The organism is Mesorhizobium sp. M1295, from assembly GCF_040318135.1.
Lineage (GTDB): Bacteria > Pseudomonadota > Alphaproteobacteria > Rhizobiales > Rhizobiaceae > Mesorhizobium.
Genome location: NZ_JAMYLU010000024.1, coordinates 61,977 through 83,738, shown reverse-complemented (window position 1 = coordinate 83,738; position 21,762 = coordinate 61,977). Strand labels below are relative to the sequence as shown.

The window sequence follows — 21,762 nt, the reverse complement described above, 5'->3', positions numbered from 1 at the left end:
GGGGTGGACGGTCGGAGCTCTCTGAGCCGCACCGTAGTCATACCCCGGCAGCACCTTCGATAAGCGCTTGCTGAACGTCAACTTGGTCAAGCTCTTCAAGGAAGGCGGCTAGGGCCGCCGTGGCCTCGGGGTTCGACTCAACGGCACGAGCGAGTTCGACCAACGCCGAGCTGGTCGAACTGACTTGCAGGACGCGGTCGCCATTGAAGCCGTCGGAGATCTTCCAGGCGAACTTGGCCGTGGTCACCGGACGAATGGTGATTGGCGAAACGGAAGGCGGCTGGGGCGCTGGATCAGAGAGGCCGGGGTTGATCGAACCGCCCTGAGTGTCGCCAGGAGACTGAGGCGCCGTCGAGGTTGGATCAACCGCGCGCAGCCCTTGCGTAGGCGTAGGCACAGGCGGAGCCGGCTTAGGTGAGGATCTGCGACCATATTTGGCGAAACTTGCCTTGCGAACAGGTTCGGCTAGCGACTTGATCTGCTCCTGAAGATAGCCCGGGAGCGACACCTCCTGCTTAGAAATATTGATCTGGAAGGCCTCGTCGAGCAGCTTGTCAAACTCAACTATGACACGGGCTAGCTTTGTCTTCTCTTCGTTGGTCTTCCAGATGCCATGCCAGCCCCCCCATTTGATGAGTCGATCGTTGCGATAGATGAAAAGACCCTGGGTCTCATTACGACGCCCGCCATAGCCGATGCGATCGATGGCCTTCTGGCCGGCTGCCAGTCCGATCGAGGAATGATGGTCCTTCAACTCATCCTCCGTCGGAAGAAGGAAGGGCTGTACTCGGACATCTGCATGTCCAATCTCAAGTGGTACGCGAATGACTTTGGAGTCGAACGGTTGCGCCAGCGGGTGGCCTGCTGGGCCATTCTGCTCAATTGGAATTCCGTTGATGCGGATCGTGAGCTGCGGACGTCCCTTGGCCTCTCCTTCTAGAAACCTATGAAAGACCAGTTCCAGGTGCCGTGTCAGTTCTTGAATCTCCGCCACGTGGGGCGAAACGCCTTTGGCCGAGGGCGCAGATAGTGGCATCTTCATGTGCTTCCACAGAACCGCCGTGCCTTTCTGAGGTATTTTTGTAGCATCATCTTCCCACGGCTCCAGTGGGGCTTCGATGACCGAAAAATCCGCCATATCCTGCTTGTCCCAGCCAAGGTGGATAAGGGGCTGGCCCGCCTGCTTCGTGACCACAGTCACGGCTCGGGCCTGCGACCAGGACGCTCCCTTCAGGCCATAGCCGTACTTGCCAAGACTCCGAACACCGTAGGTGGTGTCACTGCCGATACGCAACGCTTCGTCAAGCGTTTGCGCATCCATGCCAGTGCCGTTGTCGCGGATAACCATCCAGCGACCGTGGCCATTGTTAGGAGGATCGAAGGTGATATCGATCTCGGTGGCTCCGGCCTCGATTGAATTGTCGATGATGTCGGCAACGGCCGTCGGAAGTCGATGGCCTGCATCACCGAGCATGCCGACGAGGCGTTCGGCATTCGGCGGCAGTTTCCGTCTGCCGTTCGACGACGGGATGGCATCAAGCGACGTCGGATTGGAGGTGTCGGTCATGGCGGAGGGATCCCAGCTGACAGAGAGCGTGAACATGTCGGGTCGAGCGACGGAAAGAAGACGGCGAACTCGCACGCTCTCCTCCGGCTCGAGTGCAATCATTCCGGCCCGCAATAGACCTGAGGTCGAGCCGTCGGCAAGGACAGTCTGGGCGGTCAGATCATCCTTTGAAAACACGACCCAGGCACCGGTCGCGGGGAAGGAACTAGCTTCGATCTGCATCGCAAAAAGACAGCCGGGTTCCACGAAGTCGTAAAGTTCATCGGTAGGGCAATTGCCTTCGAAGCGCCAGTTCTTGGCCTGGCGCTTCAGTGAATGATCGAAGGTTTGAGGACCATCATCGGTGTCGTAACGAAGAAGCAGCGGTATGCGATCGTAATCGTTAGCTGCGGGAAAGACGCGATCAACCACGTCCCTATCGAAGTTGATCGCTCTTTGTCGTGATCCCTCGCGGCCACTGCGGCGATAGGCGTGGAACATGCCTAGCTCGCTGTGCTGTAGCACCCTCAGGATAAGAAAGTTCATTTAGCCCCCCGCCGATACTGCCAGCGATTCACCCCTCAGCACACCATAGGCGATTGAATGCGATTTTCACAATCCTCGGCCACGTTGCTTCGACCGCGCGGTCGAATGCGACAGCCGACGAGTTCGACATGACATCAAGACTTGCTGTCCTGCCTTCAATTCTCTCTGACACACCTGCGTCACCAGTTTTCGAATCAACGCCGTGTCGGAGGGCATACTCGACAGAAATGATCACCTGTGTGGATTTGCGCAGTTGTGTTGACGAGGCGAGGTTAACGGCCGACTTTGCGCTTCGGGAGCCGAATCGATGAGCCAAACCGCGTACAAATGCTGACACCTCCGAAAAATGTGTGTCTGTCCGAGACAGTTCGTCATATGCGCGGGTGCAGGATGTCGCCTTTAATTGCGCGATTTGTCTGTGAGTATCTGAATTGTGCGGGAAATGGCTTCGACCATCGCCCTAGTGGTAACGCACATAGGGAGCGCAGTTCTTGAATCGAGTGGCGGACGCCTCAGTCTTGACGCGCATCGAACGTCTCCAAAGTGGAGGTCGGCCCCGCGTATTGGACCTGTTTTCAGGCTGTGGGGGCCTGTCTCTAGGATTCCACGCAGAGGGCTTCGAGATTGCGGCGGCGGTAGAGTTCGATCCAGCGGCCGCAGCCTCGCATGGGGCCAATTTCCATCCCGGCGATCCGCGGCATGCACGTCCGCGCGACATTACAAAGCTGAGGCCAGAAGGTTTGGCGGATGAATTGGACTTGGGCCAAGTCGACGCCGCAGTCGACGTCCTCGTCGGCGGCCCGCCGTGCCAGGCTTTCGCGCGGGTAGGACGCCCTAAGTTGCGCGAGGTCGCCGAGCACCCTGAGGCATTCCGGCTGGACACTCGAGCTCGTCTCTATCTCGACTACCTAAAGTTCGTGCAGGCTTTCCGTCCTCTTGCCCTGGTGATGGAGAATGTCCCGGATGTTCTGAACCATGGCGGTCAAAACGTTGCGGAGGAGACTCGAGAATTCCTGGAGTCGATCGGCTACGCAACACGCTATACTTTGCTAAACGCCGCCTTCTATGGCGTCCCGCAGATGCGCGAGCGGATGATCCTGATCGCGGTTCGGCACGAGCTAGGCGTTGATGTCTCGTTTCCTTCGCCGACGCATTTCATGCAGCTTCCCTCTGGCTATGCAGGAAGTCGCCAAGTGGCGCTCAAATTGCTGAAGGGCAATTTGCTTGGCAATGCTCAGGGATACGTGGCGGCCGAGCCGCCGAATAAAAATCTGACGCCGGCGGTGACCGCCGCGGAGGCACTCGGGGATCTTCCAGTCATCACCGAACATCTTCGGGGCGAACTCCGGCGGGGAGTGCGACGCTTCGATCGTGTGGCGATGTATCCAACTTTGTCACCGACGGACTATGCCCGCCTTATGCGGGAATGGCCTGATTTCGAGAATAACACAGGCGTTCTGGACCATGTGATTCGGTATCTGCCGCGCGACTGGAAGCTGTTCGCGCGGCTGAGGCCCGGCGACCAGTATCCCGAGGCGCACGCCGTGGCCGTCAGAATGTTCGAAGAGGCCTTGGCAAAGCTGAAGTCTGAGAACGGCTCTGCTCCTCGTAGGGACTCAGCCGCGTGGGAAGCGCTCAGAGCATCGATCGTGCCACCCTACGACACTGGTAAGTTTCCGAACAAGTGGCGCAAGATGGAGCCAAATCTGCCAGCGCGGACTTTGATGGCGCACTTGGGCAAGGACAGCTACAGCCACATACATTATGATAGCGCTCAGGCGCGGACCATTTCCGTCCGAGAGGCGGCCCGGCTGCAGTCCTTCCCCGACGGTTTCGTATTTCGCGGCGCAATGAACGCCGCCTTTCGGCAGATCGGTAATGCGGTGCCGCCCCTTCTGGCGCGGGCCGTGGCAAGAGAAATCGCTGAGATTTTCGCAAAAGTGGCAGGCCAGGGCCGGCGGCACTTGAGCCGCTTTGCCACTGCCTGACATCCGATGGCAAGGCGTCAGGCCACGCGCGCCGACCCGCTTACGTCAGAGCAGCGCCGCCTCAACATGTCGCGGATTCGGGCGCGCGATACAGGCCCCGAGATGGTCATCCGGCGTGGTCTGCATGCGCTCGGCCTTCGGTACCGACTGCATGATCGACGTCTGCCTGGCACACCAGATCTCGTTTTTCCCGGAGCTCGAGCCATCGTCTTCGTGAACGGCTGCTTCTGGCATGGCCACGAGTGCTCACTTGGCGTTACGCCGCGATCGAATGCTGCTTTCTGGTCAGAGAAGATCGCACGCACCCAAGCTAGAGATCGGGAAGCGTTTCACAAGCTGGAAAGTGAAGGCTGGCGATTGGCGGTCGTTTGGGAATGTGCGCTTAGAGGACCCGTTCGCCGACCGGTGGAGTCGGTTCTGGACGATCTTGCGACATTCCTGTGCTCAGACGCGGAGCGAGGGCGGCTTGACATTAGTGGTGAATAGACCGGAGCAGCAGGCACGACCTAATCCCACCGCCCCTTGCCATCCCCCACGCCTTCCCCTAATCTCCCTCTGAGAAAACCTTTTCCCAACCCGCCTCGCATCCGCTGACCTCACCATTCAGCACCCCGGAGGCCCATAAGAGAAAAGCTTTTCTCAAATGGGAGGATCATATCCGAATCATGGCGTCCGACGTCCAGCCAACGCCCGCCAAGACCCCCGTTACCCTTCGTGAGGTGGCAGCGCTTGCCGGCGTCAGCGTGGCCACGGCCTCAAAGGCGCTGAACGGGCAGGGGCGGATGACGGCCGAGACGCGGACGCGTATTCGCGAGACGGCGCAGCGGCTTGGCTTTCGCCCGAACAGCCTGGCGCAGAGCCTGTTGCGGCGGCTCCCTTACCGTCGGGCCCGCTGACCAACGATCTATCGCCGCGCCTTCGGCGCGCATTTGTGACGGTCACCGCCCTAATGAAGCAACTCTGATCCCAAATATGATCGTGCGATGCCAAGCCGTTGCGGGAGGGGATGCGGGTAACGTCAGCAAAGTGGAACAATCCGGCAGCCGGCGGGTTTGTACGATGAAGGGCGATCTGTTTCGGAGGAAGATTACGATGAAACGCGTCCTTGCCCAACATGCGGTGCGACTGATGCTCGGCGGTGTAACCGCCTGCCTGTTCACGGTCGTCGAGATTCCCAACCCGATTGCGCCATTGTCGCTCGTGTCCGAGGCAAGGGCTGCCACCACCGTTTCGATCAGCACGTTCTACGAAGACCTGTCTTCCTATGGTGATTGGGTCTCGTATCACGGAGCGACCGTTTTCGTGCCGGTTGATGTGCCTGACGATTGGCGTCCGTATACGCTTGGACACTGGGTCTATACCGAGCAGTATGGCTGGCTCTGGGTGTCCGACGAGCCATTCGGCTGGGCGACGTACCATTACGGCCGGTGGGGCTATGCCGACGATATCGGCTGGTACTGGGTTCCGGGCACTCGCTGGGCGCCAGCATGGGTGAGTTGGCGTCGTGACAGGGAGCACATCATTTGGGCGCCGCTGCCGCCCCGCCGCGATCCGGATTTGATTTCAATCGAGGTGATCTTCGACACGACGCCGGATTATTACTGGGTTGTGGTCCCCACCCGCGAATTCCTTGCCGCGGACATTTCTGTGGTCGTTATTCGTGATGAGCCGGAGTTTGTGCGCATTGTCGAGGCGGCCGAACCGGCCGGCGACGTGACGATCCAGAACAACGTGGTGATCAACAAAGTCATTGATGTCGATGTGATCGAAAAGGAGACGAACCAGAAGGTGACTGCCGTCAAGGTCAGCAAGACCGACGCGCCCGAGCAGTCCGGCAAACTGGAAAACGATACGGTCGCTGTCTTTGAGGGCGAGGTGAAAGCCGACCCTAAGGCCAAACCAGCTAAGCTCAAAGACATCGAAGAGGTGAAGCAGGTTCAGGCTGGCCGGAAATCGAAGCCGACCGAAGGCGCTGCAACGACCGAGCAGGCCAAGCCCGAAGAAACCGCCAGGCCTGAGAAGCCGAAGACCAAGGAGCAGCCGGCCACCGAGCAGCAGCAGGCCGAGCCCGGCAAGGCGGCCAAGCCTGTGAAGCCGAAGGCCGGGGAGCAGCCCGCCGCCAAGCAGCAGCAGGCCGAGCCGGAACAGGCGGCCAAGCCAGAGAAGCCGAAGACCAAGAAGCAGCCCGCCGCCGAGCAGCAGCAGGCCGAACCGGAACAGGCGGCCAAGCCCGAGAAACCGAAGGCCAAGAAGCAGCCCGCCGCCAAGCAGCAGCAGGCCGAGCCGGAACAGGCGGCCAAGCCTGAGAAGCCGAAGGCCAAGAAGCAGCCCGCCGCCGAGCAGCAGCAGGCCGAACCGGAACAGGCGGCCAAGCCTGAGAAGCGGAAGGCCAAGGAGCAGCCAGCGGCCGAGCAGCAGCAGGCCGAGCCCGAGCAGGCGGTCAAGCCCAAGCCACAGAAACAGAAAAACAAGGCGTGCGATCCACAGACTGAGAACTGCTAGCTCTGCGGGTAGACTGCGGCACCGCGATTATTCGATCGCGGAGCCCGTCGTGGACCTAGGGCAGACATTCGCAGTTGCCTGCCCGAACAACCAGGCCATTCCCTCTTGCCATCCCTACGTCCTTCGTCCTAATCTCTCCCTGAGAAAACCTTTTCCCAAACGGCCCGGCGCCAGCTGACCTCACCAATCAGCACCCTGCCGGACCATAAGAGAAAAGCTTTTCCCATCTGGGAGGATCGATATCCAAATCATGGCGTCCGACGTCCAGCCAACGCCCGCCAAGCAGCCCGTCACCCTGCGTGAGGTGGCGGCCATTGCCGGCGTCAGCGTCGCAACGGCGTCGAAGGCGCTGAACGGGCAGGGGCGGATGACTGCCGAGACGCGGACGCGTATTCGCGAGACGGCGCAGCGGCTTGGCTTTCGCCCGAACAGCCTGGCGCAGAGCCTGCTCAGGCGGCGCTCCTTTACCGTCGGGCTTTTGACCAACGACACCTATGGCCGCTTTTCGCTGCCGCTGATGGCCGGCGTTTCCGACGCGCTGGTCGATGCCGGCGTCTCGGTGTTCCTGTGCAATGTCGAGGACGACCCGCGCCTTGCCCAACTGCATGTCGATGCCATGCTCGACAAGCGCGTCGACGGCATCATCGCCACCGGCAAGCGCATCGACCGCCATCTGCCGGTCGACCTCGCCAATCTCGGCATTCCGGCGATCTACGCTTTTACCGAGCCCGATCCCGGCGCCATCGCCTTCGTCTCCGACGATGCCGGCGGGGCGCGGCTGGCGGTCGAGCATTTTTGCCGGCTCGGACGGCGGCGCATCGCCCATGTCAGCGGTCCCGCGAGCTTTGCCGTGGTGCACGCGCGGGCGCAGGCCTATCGCGCGGTGCTGGCCGAGAACGGCTTACCGGTAATGGAGCCGCTGCTCGGCCCGTGGTCGGAAGCCTGGGGGCATGAGGCGGTCAAGAAGCTGTTCGACGGCGGGGGTTTCGATGGTACGCGCGAAAAGCCCGATGCGGTGTTCTGCGGCAACGACCAGATCGCGCGCGGCGTCATCGATGCCTTGCGCGAACGCGGCATCGGCGTGCCGGACGAGGTCGGCGTCATCGGTTTCGATAATTGGCAGATCGTCGCCGAGGCGACCCGCCCGCCGCTGACCTCGGTCGACATGAATCTCGCAGCACTTGGCCGCGAGGCCGGCCTTGCCTTGCTTTCGCTCGTCGGCGGCGAACCCGCTCTGCCGGGCATTAGAAAACTGCCGTGCCGGCTGGTGGTGCGTCAGTCATGCGGCCGTCCGCCGGACGGCTGAACGAAACGGGCCGTGTCAATAGTCACCCGCTTGGGGGCGCGGCTAAATTAAGACGCTAAATTAAAACCATGTGGAGGAGAAGCATGAGAACCACCATTACCGGGCTCGCCATCGCCGCGAGCATTTTGGGCACGCTGGCGACGGTCGGCTCGGCCGCCGCCGATACCGCCAACATCTGGGTTCGCGCCGACGGCTCGAACTTCATGCCGCGCATCGTCGATGCCTTCAACAAGGGCCATCAGAACCAGATCAAGCTCGACATCATCCCCAATGCCGAAATCATCCCGAAATACGGTGCTGCCGCTGCCGGCGGCACGGCGCCCGATGCGCTGTCGCTCGACCTGATCTACACGCCGTCCTTCGCCGCCGCCGGCCAGCTGGAGGACATCACCGACTGGGCGAAATCGCTGCCCTATTTCGCCAGCCTGTCGCCGGCGCATGTCAAGACCGGCACCTATAAGGGCCGCATCTACGGGCTGCCGTTCTCGGCCGATTCCTCGGTGCTGATCTGGAACAAGAAGCTGTTCAAGCAGGCCGGCCTCGACCCGGAAAAAGGCCCGACCAACTGGGCCGAGATCGAAGCCGACGCCGAAAAGGTCAACGCGCTAGGCGGCGACATCAAGGGCTTCTACTTCTCCGGCAATTGCGGCGGCTGCAACATCTTCACCTTCACGCCGCTGATCTGGGCCTCGGGCGGCGATATCCTCACCGAGGACGGCTCCAAGGCGACACTGGACACGCCGCAGATGCGCGGCGCCATCGACCTCTACCGTTCGATGGTCAAGAAGGACCTGGTGCCTTCAGGCGCGCAGACCGACACCGGCTCCAACTTCTTTGCCGCCTTCGCCACCGGCAATATCGGCATCTCGCCGTCCGGCGCCTTCGCCATCGGCGCGCTCAACACGCAATATCCCGACATCGACTACGGCATCACCTTCCTGCCCGGCAAGGACGGCGGCTGGTCGTCGTTTGCCGGCGGCGACAATTTCGTCGTCACCAAAGGCACCACCAAGGTCGCGGTGGTCAAGGAGTTCCTCGACTTCGCCTATTCGCTCGAAGGCCAGACCATCCTGGCGAAATACGGCAGCCTTCCGGTGCGCGGCGACATCGCCAATGAGGCGCTGAAGGAACTCGACCCGCGCTACAAGGTCGCCGCCGAAGCCATGGCCAAGGGCCGCACGCCCTATTCGGTGGTGTTCAACGACCTGATCAACTCGGCCAACGGTCCGTGGAACCAGATGATGAACGAGGTCTTCTTCGGCGAAGACGTCGACGGCGCCATCGCCAACGCACAGGAAACCATGCAGTCGATCATCGATTCGGCGCCGCAGAAGTAAAGCGCCCACCTCCCCCTCGAGGGGAGGTCGGACCGAAGGTCCGGATGGGGTCGTCGCGGCAGTGCTCGAGGTTCTTTTGCGTCGGCGCACTTCGCAGAGGACCCACCCCCGGCCTTCGGCCGGACCCTCCCCTCAAGGGGGAGGGGGACGCAGCGCTAACAGCAGGGCTATCGCGTTGAGAAAAGACCCCCTCATCCGGCCGCTTCGCGGCCACCTTCTCCCCGCTGGGGAGAAGAGGCTGGCGTCAACGCTGGCGACCTCCTCGCCCCTCGGGGAGAGGTCGGATTGCCCCGAATTGCCCTTCGCAATTCGGTTGGCAATCCGGGTGAGGGGGTATTCTCCCGATGTGATTGCCCTTCAACCACCGAGCGGCCAGCCATGACCACCATCACAGCAATCTCCGCCCCGACGCGCCCCCGCAAATTGGTCGGCGCCGGGCGCCGGCAGTGGATCGGCCTGCTCTATGTCGCGCCGGCCGTTGCCCTTGTCGTCGTCTTCTTCATCGTGCCGCTTTGCATGACCGCCTGGATGTCGCTGCACAACTGGCCGCTGATGGGCGCGCATAGCTTCATCGGCCTCGACAATTATTGGGCGATACTGCGCGATACCCGTTTCTGGAACGCGCTGAAGTTCACCGGCTATTACACGGTGGTGGTGACGATCGCGATCTTCGCCGTCGCCTTTCCGCTGGCGCTGTTCATCGAAAGGCCGCGGCAGCTGACCGGCTTCTACCGCACGTCCTTCTTCATGCCGGCGGTCATCGGTTTTGCCTCGGCCAGCCTTTTGTGGTCATGGCTGCTCAACGTCGATTCCGGCCTGTTCAGCCCGGCCGCTTTCGAGCTTGGCCTGACCGAGAAGAAATTCAACCTGCTGGCGACCTTCCAGCCGGCCTTCTGGTCGATCATCGCCATGGTGGTGTGGAAGGTGGCGGGCTTCACCATGATCATCCTGATGACCGGCCTGCAGTCGATCCCGCCGGACCTGCAGGAGGCGGCGATGATCGACGGGGCAGGGCCACTCGCGCGGTTTCGCGCCATCACCTTGCCCTTGATGCGCCGCACGCTGGCGCTGGCGCTGATCCTGTCGGTGGCCGGCTCGATCCTCGCCTTCGACCAGTTCTACATCATCCTGCGCGGCGGCCCGCGCAACCAGACGCTGACCGCCGTCTACTGGATCTTCAACCAGTCCTTCGTGTCGTTCAAGCTCGGCTATGGCGCCGCACTTTCGATGGTCCTGCTGGTCATCCTGGTGGCGCTCAGCCTCATCCAGCTGCGGCTGCTGCGCCAGCCCGAGGGGGTCGACTGATGGCGCAGGCAAGGAGCCGCAAACGCCGCATCGGCATGCAGATTGCAGAGCATGCGACCGGCATCATCGCATCCATTCTGTTCCTGGCACCGATCGCCTGGACGGTGCTTTCGGCCTTCAAGCCGGCGCAGGAGGCGCGCCAGCCGCCGCTGCCGCCCTGGCCGACGACGGGCTTTTCGCTAGAGAATTACGCCACGCTCAACACCTTCGGCGATGGCCTCTGGCTGCCGGCGCAAAACAGCATCTATGTCTCGGTCATGACCGTGGTGCTGTCGGTGATCGTCAGCGTGCTCGCCGGCTACGGTTTCTCGCGCTTCCGTTTTCCGCTGAAGAACCTGCTCTTCGTCGTCATCCTGTCGACGATCATGATCCCGTTCCAGTCGATCCTGACGCCGATCTTCCTGGTGCTGACAAAAATCGGCCTGCACAACACGCTGACCGGGCTGGTCTGCGTCTACGTCACGCTGCAGCTGCCGTTCTCAATCTTCATGATGCGCAACGCCTTCGACGCGGTGCCGCGCGAGATCGAGGAGGCCGCGCGCATGGACGGCGCCAACAATGTCACCATGCTGTTGAGGGTCATGCTGCCGCTGGTCTGGCCGGGCATCGTCACCATTGCGCTGTTCGCTTTCCTCGGCGCCTGGAACGAGTTTCTGGCAGCACTCGTGCTGATGACAGACCAGTCCAAATTCACGCTGCCGATCATGATGACCGCACTCCAGTCCGGCCGCTTCGGCGCCATCGACTGGGGCGCGGTGCAGGCCGGCGTCACCGTGATGATGGTGCCGTGCCTGGTGCTCTTCCTGCTGCTGCAGCGCTTCTACATCCGCGGCCTGATGGCAGGGGCCGTGAAGTGACCACAAGAAATCGAACGGAGTAAGTTGATGACCGCATCGCAATCCGCCAGTCAGGGCGCCAAGCCGAAACTCGCATTCCGCCCGCTGCCGGTACCGCAGGTCGACGTGCGCGGCTTCTGGGGCGACCGTGTCGATGCCGTTGCCAGCAAGACCGCCGGCATCCTCTACGACCGATGCGTCGAGGCGCGCATGCTCGAGCAGATCGATCCCGACCGGCCGTCGCCCGGCGTCGTCATTCCGTTCCACTCACCCTCGCCGGACGAGGCGGCCACCGCCGGCAACGAATTCACCGGATCGACGGTGACCACCCAGATGTTCTGGGACTCGGACTGGGGCAAGACCATCGAGACCGCCGCCTATTCGCTCTACCGCCGCCGCAACGAGGAGCTGGAGAAGAAGATCGACGCCGTCATCGACATGTATGGCAGGCTGCAGCAGCCCGACGGCTATCTGTCGAGCTGGTACCAGCGCATCCAGCCGGGCCTGCGCTGGACCAACCTGCGCGACTGCCATGAGCTCTATTGCGCCGGCCATCTGATCGAGGGCGCCGTCGCCTATTACCAGGCCACGGGCAAGCGCAAGCTGCTCGACATCATGTGCCGCTATGCCGACCATATCGCCGAGACGTTCGGTCCCGAGCCCGGCAAGAAGAAGGGCTATTGCGGCCACGAGGAGATCGAACTGGCGCTGGTCAAGCTGGCGCGGGTGACGGGCGAGCGCAAATACATGGAGCTTGCCAAATACTTCATCGATCAGCGCGGCCAGCAGCCGCATTATTTCGACGAGGAGGCGCGCGCCCGCGGCGCTGACCCCAGGGCCTATCATTTCAAGACCTACGAATACAACCAGTCGCACAGGCCGGTGCGCGAGCAGGACAAGGTCGTCGGCCATGCGGTGCGGGCGATGTACCTCTATTCGGGCATGGCCGACATCGCCACCGAATATGGCGACGACACGCTGCGGGTGGCGCTCGACCGGCTGTGGGACGATCTCATGACCAAGAACCTTTACGTGACTGGCGGTCTCGGGCCATCGTCGCACAATGAGGGTTTCACTGCCGATTACGACCTGCCCAACGACACCGCCTATGCCGAGACCTGCGCTTCGGTCGGCCTGGTGTTCTGGGCAAGCCGCATGCTCGGCATGGGTCCCAATGCGCGCTACGCCGACATCATGGAGCGGGCCCTCTACAACGGCTCGATCTCGGGCCTGTCGCTCGATGGCTCGCTGTTCTTCTACGAAAATCCGCTCGAAAGCCGCGGCGCCCACCACCGCTGGAAATGGCACCGCTGCCCGTGCTGCCCGCCCAATGTCGGGCGCATGGTCGCCTCGATCGGCAGCTATTTCTACGGCCTGTCGGACACAGCACTTGCCGTCCACCTCTATGGAAACGGCACGGCTCGTTTCGATATCGCCGGGGCGCAGATAGAGCTCACCCAGACCAGCAATTATCCCTGGGACGGCGCGGTCTCGATCTCCGTCGAACCGGAAGCGCCGACCGAGTTCACCTTGCACCTGCGGCTGCCGGCCTGGTGCCGCAAGGCAACGCTCAAGGTCAACGGCGGCGATATCGATCTGGATGCTGTCACCAGTGACGGCTATGCCGCGATCCGCCGCGAATGGCGCAAGGGCGACCGCGTCGAGCTCGATCTCGAAATGGCCGTCGACCGCCTCTACGCCAACCCGCAGGTGCGGCAGGATATCGGCCGCGTCGCACTGGCGCGCGGACCGCTGATCTATTGCATCGAAGAGACCGACAATTCCAGCCAGCTGCACCGCATCGCTCTACCGCGAACGGCCGACATCGAGACACACAAGCAGCCGAACCTTCTGGGCGGCGTCGTGACACTTTCGGCTATTGCCAAGAAGGAGGCTTTCGAAAACTGGGAAGAGGGGCTCTACCGCACCGAACCGCCGGCGGTCGAGGAAGCGAAAGTCACCGCCGTGCCGTACTTCGCCTGGGACAACCGCGATCCCGGCGAGATGCTGGTCTGGCTCAGGGACGAATAAAGCCCGACGGCGGCGCCCGGCCGATCTCCTCGGCCACAAGTTCCTGCAGCTGCCAGAGATTGCGGTCGCGGATGCCGCAGGCGTCGAGATGGCGAATGGTCTCGAACAGATATTCGGCGCCCGAACCCCAATGGCCGACGGCCGTGGCCAGGGTCGCCGCTATCGCTCGCTTTTCGAGCTTGCCGGCATAGCGCGGATTGGCGGGATCGACAACGAAACCAAGCGCTTGGCCCATGCCGTCGCCCGTCCTGACCTGCAGCCAGCGCGGCACGTTGACGGCCGGCAGGATGGTCATCTCGCGGCGCAGCAGCGCTTCGAGATTAGCCGCCACTGGCTCGGCGATCTCGAACACCATCCCCTGGCATTGGCCGCCGCGGTCGAGCGCCATCATCAGGCCGGGCTGCTCCACCGTGCCCCTGAAGCGCTGCACCGTAAAACAGAACGAACGGTGCCAGCCCGTCGCTACGGCCCGTTCGCCACCCCTGACCTCGCCGGCCGGCTTCCATAGCAGCGAACCATAGGCGAACAGCTTCACCGGCCCGGCCGGCGCGCCGGCCAGCACCTCGTCGCGAATGCGCGCGTAATCGGCATCGGTCATGTAGACCATGCCCGGCGTCGGCCCGGCGTCCTCGACCGCCCGCAAGGTGCGGGCGACCAGCGCCTCGGTCAGCGCCATCGGTGACTTGCGCGGCGCCGACTGACGCCGCGATGCGGCGGAAATGACCTTGCTCATCCTCACACTCTCAGCTTTGCCGCCATGTTGCCGAAGGCTGGAGGATTCTCAAGGGCCGAGTACGCCACCGCGGCATCAGGGTTCAAAACTGTCGTGTACAACAGCTTGACGGAATCGCACAAAATACGCGGCGGACTTTTGCGCGTCGAATTCCAGCCACGGCACCGCATCGCTCTGCCGCGAACGGCTGAGATCGAGGCACACAAGCAGCGAACCGTCTGGGCGGCGGCGTCACGCTTTCGGCCAAAAGGAGACTTTCGAAAACTGGAAAGGGGCTCTACCGCACCGAACCGCCGGCGGTCGAGGAAGTGAAAGTCGGCGCCGTGCCGCATTTCGCCTGGCACAACCGCGACCCCGGCGAGATGCTGGTCTGGCTCAGAAGCGCCGGATAGCGGTATCGCCAATTTGAGCCGCGTGCACGCCTTGAATTCGCCGGGGCGCGCGTCATCTAGCTTTGAGTGGCGCCTGCCATTTGAACGGGTGGAGGCAGATTTTGGCGCTCGAAGCTGTCGCGCGTCCGAACGCCGGTGGCCGCTTTGTTGCGGTAGCCGTCGTCGCGGTGCCGTTGGCTTTCGTCGTCAGTGGGCTGGCCATTCGCTATGCCGCATTTGCTTCGGTTTCGGCAGAACCCGGCTTCGCGGCCTATGCCCAGGCGCTCTGCCGCTGGGATTGCGCGTGGTATGTCGGCATTTCCGAACACGGCTATGAGCGCTTTCCCATTCCAGGCCAGAGCAATGTCGGACGCTGGGGCTTTTTCCCGCTCTATCCGATGCTGGTGGCGGCAATCCGGTCTGTTTTCCGCTTTCCGACGATACTCGTCGCGTCGATCACATCGATTGCGTGCAGCTATGCCGCCTGTCTGGTGGCGTGGCCACTGCTCGAGAAGAACATGCGCGCTTATGTTCTGTATTGCGCCTTCCTGCTCAGCGGCCCGTTCTCCTATCACTTCACGACTTTCCTGACCGAACCTCTTTTCGTACTCCTGACTTCGTGCGTTTTTCTGGCGTTCAAACGCTCCAGCTATCTGGCTGCGGGACTGTCATCGGCTCTCCTGTCGGCAACCAGGCTCGTCGGGGTGCTCGTTGTATTCGCGACCGTCATTCAGATGTTCACGGATTACCGCGCAAAGGGCGGATCGACGCTGTCGTTCCCGCGTTGGCTGCTTGGCCGACCGGATCTGCTGGTCGCCATCTTCATCTCGCCAGCCGGCCTATTCGCCTACATCCTGTTTCTCTATCTGACCGTCGGCGACGGCTTTGCCTTCCTGCACGTGCAGCGCGCGTTTGGACGGGTGCCGGGCAATCCGCTCGCCTTTATATGGGACGGGTTTTCGGCCGTTCCGACAACTGGATGGCTGCCCACGGCGCCGCAATGGAGCGCGCTCGCCGCACTCATCGGACTGGCGCTATCGGCGGTTCTGGCGGTTCGCAGGCAATATGGCGCCGCGTTGTTCTGCGCCTGCTGCATCATCCTGCCGCTGATCACGAACCTGGCCTCGATGGTCAGATACGTCGTTGGGCTTGCACCTCTGACAATATTGCTGGCCATGCTGTCGTCGGCGTCGAAGCTGACTTTTCTTGCGGCTCTGGCTCTCTTCCTGGGCGCCTGTTATTTCATGACCGTGGCATGGATCGGAGGCTATCTTGCCCTGGTCTGACATTTCGGGCCGGTATCTGCGCGGGGCCAGGCTTGCCAGCTACGCGCTGGCGGCGGTTCTGGCGGGAACGGAAATCGTCATTCTTGCGCTTGCTCTCAATCCGAATGTCAACGCCGATTATCGCGCCTATTACATTGACCGGACGACGACCTGCCTCAATCGCGATGCGGTCGGCAGCTATACCCTAGGCGAGACGGTGTCGTTCCGGTCCGACGGAGCCAAAAAGGCAGCCGGCATGAGGGTCTGCGGCTGGTCGGGACCCGTTGCCGACGGCACCCATTCCCTAGGCGAGACCTCGCGGCTTCGGCTGAAGATACCGCCGCTCCACGACAGTGTGACGGCCACGCTGCAAATGGCCGCCGCCATTCGCCCGCCGCAGGTCACGCAGCGGATTATTATTTCGGTGAATGGCGTTCGGGTGCATGCGGTGACGCTGTCCGGCAAAGAGCCGCGAACGGTCTCGTTCGTCATTCCAACGGCGGCCCTCGCCGAGGCCAGGATACTCGATGTCGCCTTCGACTACCTCGACGGCATTCCGCCAAGTTCGGCCGCCAGCAACATCTACAAGCGCGCCATCAAATTGTTGTCGTTCCGGCTCGATCCTGTTGAGCCGGGTTAGGGCGGGCGATCACGTTGCTGGCCGGGTCTTCGCTGCGCAAAGACCCACCGGTCGAGCATGAGAAGATTGACCGCTGGAACAAGCAAGCATGTAACCAGAATGGCGATGATCGGCGGCAGGCCGAGTTTGGCCGTCAAAACCGCCGGCGCCGCGTAGGCAACGGCGAAGCCTGTCGCCGTCAGCAAGAAAAAACGCGGAGCTTCCGATCGATGCGATCCGCTCGACGCGAAAGTCACGAACTTATGCGCGAGATAAGAAAACAGGGCGGCTGCGGTGTAAGCCGCGAGCGAGGCACCGACCGGCGAGAGGCCGAACCGTTGCCATTTTACCAAAGCGGTGGCCATCACTGCATAAAGGATCGTTGCGGCGATGCCGACCGACCCGAAGCGCGCCAGCACCCTCAGCCCGGCGTCGCCGGTTGAACGGCGCTCAGACACGCGCACTACACGCATACTGCGCTCCAAGCGGCAAAGGCGCGAATACCCGCTCGACCCTTCTGGCCAAGGGCCTTGCCGATGGCAGCAGCAGGAAATGCTCGGAGCGGATGTCCCGGAAGCCTGTTTCCTGAAAAACGGACCTCGCTTTGGCGGCGTTGAGCAGAACCGCGTCGTGATCGAACGGACACCGGAACACAGCAAGGCGCGTCAGTGGATTGTAGGGATTGTGCTCGATAATGCAGGCGACGCCGCCCGGCCGTACGACGCGCCGCATTTCCAGGAAGAAATCGAGCCAGGAGGAGGGCGGAACGTGATGGACGACGCAACTAGCGAAAGCCAGATCGAACGTGCCGTCCTCGTAAGGCAGCCCCTGAGTGCTGCAGGTCCTGTAGGCCACACGCGGATTGTGTTGGCTGGCGTGCAAAATCGATTCTTGCGAGACATCGCAACCATCGACGCTGTCGAAAGCACCGTCGAGGTAGGGGTGGAGCGAACCGACGCCGCAGCCGACATCCAGCGCCCTTACAGCCGACCCACCCTGCCGAAGCTTTCGCTCGAAGACCAGACGCCGCAGCAGATCCGCCTTGGCGACAAGGAAGAAGTCGTGGCTGAGTCCGGAAAACCGGATGGACCCTTCGACCGCCTCGCCATAGTTGGATTTATAGCTGTCGAAGAGTTCGGCCATTGGCGGGGACTCCACTCCTGGGTTTGTGAAACGATCGGCGGCGCTCACCGGAGGCGGCACGCATCGACTCGTCGAAGCCGGTGAGCCGATCGATGACATAAAGCGGGCGGCGTTTCACCTCGGCGTGGATGCTGCCGACGTAGAGTCCGACCACGCCGGTCATGAAAAGGTTGATCCCGCACAGGAGCGACACGATCACCACCGTGGATGTCCACCCGGCAATGATCCCGGTTTCAAAAAACCAGGCAAAGATGGCGTAGGCGCCAAAGACCCCCGCAAGCGCGGAAATGACCAACCCGCCCCAGAGCGCCAGGCGCAACGGCTTCTCGGAGAAACTGACGATGCCGTGAACCGCAAGGTGCATCATCTTCCAGAACGGGTATTTGGTCTGGCCCAGGGTTCGTGCGTGGCGCTCAAATGGCACGGCCGTCTGCTTGAACCCCATCCAGCCGAACATGCCCCTGACGAAGCGGTCATGTTCGGGCATACGCTTGAAGGTTTCCAGCGCCTTGCGGCCGACTAGGCGGAAGTCGCCGACGTCGCGCGGAATATCGACCGACGTCATTTTCTCCAGCAGGCGATAGAAAAGACTTGCCGTAAAGCGCTTGAACCAGGATTCGCCCTCGCGCTTGACCCGGCGGGCGTAGACGATCTCGAAACCTTCCTTCCACTTAGCCACCAGATCGAGAACGACTTCCGGCGGATCCTGCAGGTCCGCATCCATGACGATGACGGCATCGCCCGCAGCGGCGTCCATGCCGGCGGTAATCGCCACCTGGTGGCCGAAATTGCGGGACAATTCGATCAGCCGAAAGCGCGGCTCGGCGGCGACCACTTTTTGAAGGTATTCGACGCTTCCATCGCGGCTTCCGTCATCGACGAAGATGGCCTCCGTTTCGCCGTCCAGCCGGCCGATAAGCGAACTGATCCGCTCGATCAGCCGAGGCAGCACCTGTTCTTCATTGTATACGGGCAGGACCAGCGAGTAACGCGGCGGTGACCTGTTCACCGTTATTCCCGGGCCTTGGACCACAGACTCTCGCATGCGGTTGAAAATGGAACGCAAGCTACAAAGTTCCAAAGGCAATTAAGAAACTGCTAATTTATCTAGTTCTTAAGGGGATACCGGTCCTCGAGGAGGACTGAAGGGTGTCGTGGTGACGTCGGACGTCCGCATCGAAGCGTGAAATTGTCGGTAGGCTGCCGGCGCGATCGGCCTGGCGAGAAGCAGTCGCTGAGGCATAACCCGTTGACCGCATTGCCTGCTCCCGGACTTGCCTGTTGAAGCAGCGCTACGGGTGACCTGAGCGTGCGGGCCGACCGCTTCGACGCATGTCAGACATGGCTCATGGAACATGGTCGCCGAGCCCGGCCGAGTATCGCGCTTGTAGGCCGCCGAGCGTCCTGACCGGCAACCTATCGTACCGGCCGGGCCTTAGCTGGCCCGGCCGGTACGATACAACACTTGCTGGCCAGACGAGGGCGGCCGTCAAGCGGCCGGCCGGATGTTTTGGTTCACCCGGAAGAGGTTGTTCGGGTCGTATTTCTTCTTTAGCGAGGCCAGGCGCTCGTAGTTATCGCCATAAGCCGCCTTGAGCCTTCCCTCACCCTCGTCATCCATCATGAAGTTCAGGTAGGCGCCACCCAGATCGAACGGATGCACGGCCTCCCAGTAGGCCTTGGTCCAGCGCGTCACCGGCCCCGCTTTCTGTGGGTCCGGATCGATCCCCGCGATGACCATCGACCAGGTCGCATCACGGTAATTCCAGGGTGTCTCGTCTTTGCCGACGCGATGGACAGCGCCGTCGATCGGATAGAGGTGCATGAGCGATAGCTCGCTCGGCGTCTTCGCCGCCTGCTCGAGATGGGCGTCGATCGCCTCGTCGGACAGCGTCTTGACGAAATCGCCCCGCCAGTACCACTGCATCCCCTTCGGGTAGAGCCCATCGAACATGCTCTGCACCGCGGGATAGGGCATCATTCCCATCCAGTTGAACCAGGGCGCGGGCAGCGCATCGAGTAGCGGAGCAAGCGCCTCTCTGCCCTTTTCCTCCGGGCCGTTGTAGCAACACATCAGCAGACACATCCGCTTTCCCCAAAACTCTTCCGGGAACGGTGCGCTCGACAGGATCGTCTTGAGCCCGAGGAAGATCCCGAGTTCCTCGGGCGCGCGCGGCAGGAACTCGCGATAATGCTGCATGATGGTGCGGGCCTGGCGCTGATCCCATGCGATCGGCCCCGCAAAGACCATGCTGACCTGGTGGAGCTTGAACACAAAGCTGGTGACGACGCCGAAATTGCCGCCGCCGCCGCGAAGCGCCCAGAACAGGCTAGGGTTCCGCTCCTTGCTGGCGGTGACGAAGCTTCCGTCGGCAAGCACGACATCGGCCTCGACCAGATTGTCGATGGTCAGGCCATATTTGCGCGTCAGATAGCCATGGCCGCCGCTCAGCGTCAGTCCGGCGACCCCGGTGGTCGAGATGATGCCCGCCGGTACGGCCAGGCCAAAGGCATGGGTTGCGTGGTCGAGGTCGCCCTGAGTGCAGCCCGGGCCTACCCGCGCCGTACGGGCGTCCGGATCGACGCGCACGCCGTTCATCGCCGACAGGTCGATCACCAGACCGTCGTCGCAGCTCCCCAATCCTGGTCCGTTATGGCCGCCGCCACGCACCGCAACCAGCAAATTGTTGTCGCGGCCGAAATTCACCGCTGTGATCACGTCGGCCACGTCCACACAGCGGGCGATGATCAGCGGCCGCTTGTCGATCATGCCGTTGTAGAGCTTGCGGGCCTCATCATAGCGGGCGTCGCCGGTCCGGATGACTTCGCCCCGCAGGCTTGCTGCGAATTTGGTGATGTCTTCATCGTGCATGACATTCCTCCCTGTTATTGGACCTGTCGGCCGGTCGATGAAACGCTAATCCCGTCCGCTGTTCCCGCAAATGTCACATCGTCCATTTCTGTTGCCCGATCGTTCAGAGTAGGATTAGACCGGATGGGTAGTTGCTCGGGCGGCTGTATTGCCGGATAGTTCGAGATGCCTGGCCGAAAAACTCGTTGTCAAAGGGAGTAGCCGATCGTTTCCGGAGGTGTAGTGCATGGATGTCCTTTCCGATGTGCTCCGAGCCGTTCGCCTCACCGGTGCGATCTATTTCGACGTCGACGCCAGCTCTCCCTGGGTCGGCGAGTCGCCGGGCACGGCCGACATTGCCGCCGCCATCATGCCGGAGGCAGAGCACATCATTTCTTTTCATGCCGTGATGTCGGGCTCGTGCTGGGCCGCGCTGGCAGACGATTCGGTGCCCCCGGTGCTCGTGAACGCCGGTGATGTGGTTGTCTTCCCCGGTGGTGTTCCGAATGTCTTGAGCTCTTCTCTCGGGGCGCGAGGCGAACCCAATATGGCGATGTATTATCGGCCGATAGACGAGAGCCTGCCGTTCGCGGTGATCCATGGTGGCGGCGGAGACGAGCGGACCCGGTTCATTTGCGGATATCTTGGCTGCGATGCACGTCCCTTTAATCCTCTCCTCGCCGCATTGCCGGCCATCCTGTGTGCCCGCAAGCCCGCCGATGCAAGCAGCTGGGTTATCGACCTGTTTCGACTGGCGCTGGCGGAAGGTGGCAGTGGGCGGGCGGGCGGTGAAACGATCCTCGCCAAGCTGAGCGAGCTGATGTTTGTCGAGATCATCCGCCGCCATCTCGAGACCCTCCCCGGCGATTCGCGCGGCTGGCTGTCAGGCCTGCGGGATCCACATGTCGGCGAGGCGCTCCGGCTCATCCACGCTCGCCCCAGGGAGGAATGGACATTGGACCGGCTCGCCCGCGAAGTAGGGCTCTCGCGCACGGCGTTTGCGAGCCGCTTTACCCACTATGTCGAGGTCTCGCCGATGCACTATCTTGCTCGCTGGCGTCTGCAACTGGCGGGACGTTTGCTCGAACGGCCCGAAATGAGCATCGCGCAAGCGGGTGCCGAGGTCGGCTACGAGTCGGAAGCCGCGTTCAATCGCGCCTTCAAAAAGTTCGTCGGCATTCCACCTGGCACCTGGCGAAAGGGACGGTCGGCGTTGCTCGAGGCCCAGAGATTGCCCGCTGGCGTCGTGCAATAGGAAAGAACTGGCGGAGCGTTGACGCTTCGGTCTGCGTGCCGCGTCCCAATGCTCGAAAGCCCCTGGCGCAAGGCGCTGGACGATGACCGGCCGCCTTGAACTTTCGGCGTGGCGTTTCAGGCTTCGCG

The 21,762-nt window shown here is 62.1% G+C and carries 18 protein-coding genes and 1 pseudogene; 13 read left to right on the top strand and 6 right to left on the bottom strand.

Going from position 1 to position 21,762, the window contains the following annotated elements; translation table 11 throughout:
- Window positions 1-37: 37 nt before the first annotated feature.
- Window positions 38-2,047, bottom strand: a complete 2,010-nt coding sequence (locus NKH29_RS26635; protein WP_353000965.1) for an ATP-binding protein — start codon at window positions 2,045-2,047, stop codon at window positions 38-40.
- A 608-nt stretch (window positions 2,048-2,655) separates the two neighbouring features.
- Between NKH29_RS26635 and NKH29_RS26630 the strand changes: the two genes are divergently transcribed.
- The 9 genes and pseudogenes from NKH29_RS26630 (at window position 2,656) to NKH29_RS26590 (ending at window position 13,397) form a co-directional block, all read left to right on the top strand.
- Window positions 2,656-4,080 (top strand): DNA cytosine methyltransferase, encoded by a 1,425-nt coding sequence (locus NKH29_RS26630; RefSeq protein ID WP_352814923.1) that lies wholly within the window; start codon window positions 2,656-2,658, stop codon window positions 4,078-4,080.
- A gap of 6 nt (window positions 4,081-4,086) precedes the next feature.
- Window positions 4,087-4,566 carry a very short patch repair endonuclease gene (locus NKH29_RS26625; protein ID WP_352852578.1) on the top strand — a complete coding sequence of 160 codons (480 nt, stop codon included), beginning with the start codon at window positions 4,087-4,089 and terminating at the stop codon, window positions 4,564-4,566.
- A 179-nt stretch (window positions 4,567-4,745) separates the two neighbouring features.
- A pseudogene (locus NKH29_RS26620) lies at window positions 4,746-4,952 on the top strand (LacI family DNA-binding transcriptional regulator); the annotation flags it as partial.
- Between the two features lie 220 nt (window positions 4,953-5,172).
- On the top strand, window positions 5,173-6,582 hold the full coding sequence (locus NKH29_RS26615; protein ID WP_353000963.1) for a DUF6600 domain-containing protein: 1,410 nt from the start codon (window positions 5,173-5,175) through the stop codon (window positions 6,580-6,582).
- A gap of 250 nt (window positions 6,583-6,832) precedes the next feature.
- The gene (locus tag NKH29_RS26610) at window positions 6,833-7,888 is read left to right on the top strand and encodes a LacI family DNA-binding transcriptional regulator (RefSeq protein ID WP_353000961.1); all 1,056 of its coding nucleotides are present in this window, start codon (window positions 6,833-6,835) and stop codon (window positions 7,886-7,888) included.
- 83 nt (window positions 7,889-7,971) lie between these two features.
- Window positions 7,972-9,225, top strand: coding sequence for an ABC transporter substrate-binding protein (locus tag NKH29_RS26605; RefSeq protein ID WP_352996574.1), 1,254 nt, complete (start codon window positions 7,972-7,974; stop codon window positions 9,223-9,225).
- 378 nt (window positions 9,226-9,603) lie between these two features.
- Window positions 9,604-10,530, top strand: a complete 927-nt coding sequence (locus NKH29_RS26600; protein ID WP_353000959.1) for a carbohydrate ABC transporter permease — start codon at window positions 9,604-9,606, stop codon at window positions 10,528-10,530.
- A complete protein-coding gene (locus NKH29_RS26595; RefSeq protein WP_352749428.1) occupies window positions 10,530-11,387 on the top strand; it encodes a carbohydrate ABC transporter permease in 858 nt (285 codons plus the stop codon). Before NKH29_RS26600 ends, NKH29_RS26595 begins: the two co-directional genes overlap by 1 nt.
- 27 nt (window positions 11,388-11,414) lie before the next feature.
- Window positions 11,415-13,397 (top strand): glycoside hydrolase family 127 protein, encoded by a 1,983-nt coding sequence (locus tag NKH29_RS26590; RefSeq protein ID WP_353000957.1) that lies wholly within the window; start codon window positions 11,415-11,417, stop codon window positions 13,395-13,397.
- On the opposite strand, the gene NKH29_RS26585 is transcribed toward NKH29_RS26590, so the two are convergent.
- Entirely contained in the window at window positions 13,384-14,130 is a 747-nt protein-coding gene (locus NKH29_RS26585) for a gamma-glutamylcyclotransferase (RefSeq protein ID WP_352481294.1), read from the bottom strand. The genes NKH29_RS26590 and NKH29_RS26585 overlap by 14 nt on opposite strands.
- 308 nt (window positions 14,131-14,438) lie before the next feature.
- On the opposite strand from NKH29_RS26585, the gene NKH29_RS26580 reads away from it, so the two are divergent.
- From NKH29_RS26580 to NKH29_RS26570, 3 genes are all read left to right on the top strand, one after another.
- Window positions 14,439-14,522: a hypothetical protein gene (locus NKH29_RS26580; RefSeq protein WP_352481318.1), complete on the top strand. Its 84-nt coding sequence runs from the start codon at window positions 14,439-14,441 to the stop codon at window positions 14,520-14,522.
- Window positions 14,523-14,623: 101 nt separating this feature from the next.
- The gene (locus NKH29_RS26575) at window positions 14,624-15,787 is read left to right on the top strand and encodes a putative hexosyltransferase (RefSeq protein WP_352496161.1); all 1,164 of its coding nucleotides are present in this window, start codon (window positions 14,624-14,626) and stop codon (window positions 15,785-15,787) included.
- Window positions 15,774-16,406, top strand: a complete 633-nt coding sequence (locus tag NKH29_RS26570; RefSeq protein WP_023717155.1) for a hypothetical protein — start codon at window positions 15,774-15,776, stop codon at window positions 16,404-16,406. The genes NKH29_RS26575 and NKH29_RS26570 overlap by 14 nt, the downstream gene beginning before the upstream one ends.
- On the opposite strand, the gene NKH29_RS26565 is transcribed toward NKH29_RS26570, so the two are convergent.
- The 4 genes from NKH29_RS26565 to NKH29_RS26550 form a co-directional block, all read right to left on the bottom strand.
- On the bottom strand, window positions 16,403-16,858 hold the full coding sequence (locus tag NKH29_RS26565; RefSeq protein ID WP_352481293.1) for a GtrA family protein: 456 nt from the start codon (window positions 16,856-16,858) through the stop codon (window positions 16,403-16,405). The genes NKH29_RS26570 and NKH29_RS26565 overlap by 4 nt on opposite strands.
- Window positions 16,836-17,528: a class I SAM-dependent methyltransferase gene (locus tag NKH29_RS26560; protein WP_023717157.1), complete on the bottom strand. Its 693-nt coding sequence runs from the start codon at window positions 17,526-17,528 to the stop codon at window positions 16,836-16,838. The genes NKH29_RS26565 and NKH29_RS26560 overlap by 23 nt, the downstream gene beginning before the upstream one ends.
- On the bottom strand, window positions 17,503-18,573 hold the full coding sequence (locus tag NKH29_RS26555) for a glycosyltransferase family 2 protein (RefSeq protein WP_352791239.1): 1,071 nt from the start codon (window positions 18,571-18,573) through the stop codon (window positions 17,503-17,505). The genes NKH29_RS26560 and NKH29_RS26555 overlap by 26 nt, the downstream gene beginning before the upstream one ends.
- Window positions 18,574-19,017: 444 nt before the next feature.
- Entirely contained in the window at window positions 19,018-20,400 is a 1,383-nt protein-coding gene (locus NKH29_RS26550; protein WP_352481291.1) for an FAD-binding oxidoreductase, read from the bottom strand.
- Window positions 20,401-20,626: 226 nt separating this feature from the next.
- Here NKH29_RS26550 and NKH29_RS26545 point away from each other — a divergent pair, with 226 nt between their 5' ends.
- On the top strand, window positions 20,627-21,634 hold the full coding sequence (locus NKH29_RS26545; RefSeq protein ID WP_352852576.1) for an AraC family transcriptional regulator: 1,008 nt from the start codon (window positions 20,627-20,629) through the stop codon (window positions 21,632-21,634).
- Window positions 21,635-21,762 lie beyond the last annotated feature (128 nt).

What these genes read in the sequence shown, in the direction of transcription:
- NKH29_RS26560 (WP_023717157.1), bottom strand. Translation starts at nt 17,528, where the DNA reads ATGGCCGAACTCTTCGACAGCTATAAATCCAACTATGGCGAGGCGGTC.
- NKH29_RS26555 (WP_352791239.1), bottom strand. Translation starts at nt 18,573, where the DNA reads ATGCGAGAGTCTGTGGTCCAAGGCCCGGGAATAACGGTGAACAGGTCA.
- NKH29_RS26590 (WP_353000957.1), top strand. Translation starts at nt 11,415, where the DNA reads ATGACCGCATCGCAATCCGCCAGTCAGGGCGCCAAGCCGAAACTCGCA.
- NKH29_RS26585 (WP_352481294.1), bottom strand. Translation starts at nt 14,130, where the DNA reads ATGAGCAAGGTCATTTCCGCCGCATCGCGGCGTCAGTCGGCGCCGCGC.
- NKH29_RS26550 (WP_352481291.1), bottom strand. Translation starts at nt 20,400, where the DNA reads ATGCACGATGAAGACATCACCAAATTCGCAGCAAGCCTGCGGGGCGAA.
- NKH29_RS26615 (WP_353000963.1), top strand. Translation starts at nt 5,173, where the DNA reads ATGAAACGCGTCCTTGCCCAACATGCGGTGCGACTGATGCTCGGCGGT.
- NKH29_RS26565 (WP_352481293.1), bottom strand. Translation starts at nt 16,858, where the DNA reads ATGCGTGTAGTGCGCGTGTCTGAGCGCCGTTCAACCGGCGACGCCGGG.
- NKH29_RS26595 (WP_352749428.1), top strand. Translation starts at nt 10,530, where the DNA reads ATGGCGCAGGCAAGGAGCCGCAAACGCCGCATCGGCATGCAGATTGCA.
- NKH29_RS26635 (WP_353000965.1), bottom strand. Translation starts at nt 2,047, where the DNA reads ATGTTCCACGCCTATCGCCGCAGTGGCCGCGAGGGATCACGACAAAGA.
- NKH29_RS26605 (WP_352996574.1), top strand. Translation starts at nt 7,972, where the DNA reads ATGAGAACCACCATTACCGGGCTCGCCATCGCCGCGAGCATTTTGGGC.
- NKH29_RS26625 (WP_352852578.1), top strand. Translation starts at nt 4,087, where the DNA reads ATGGCAAGGCGTCAGGCCACGCGCGCCGACCCGCTTACGTCAGAGCAG.
- NKH29_RS26600 (WP_353000959.1), top strand. Translation starts at nt 9,604, where the DNA reads ATGACCACCATCACAGCAATCTCCGCCCCGACGCGCCCCCGCAAATTG.
- NKH29_RS26545 (WP_352852576.1), top strand. Translation starts at nt 20,627, where the DNA reads ATGGATGTCCTTTCCGATGTGCTCCGAGCCGTTCGCCTCACCGGTGCG.
- NKH29_RS26610 (WP_353000961.1), top strand. Translation starts at nt 6,833, where the DNA reads ATGGCGTCCGACGTCCAGCCAACGCCCGCCAAGCAGCCCGTCACCCTG.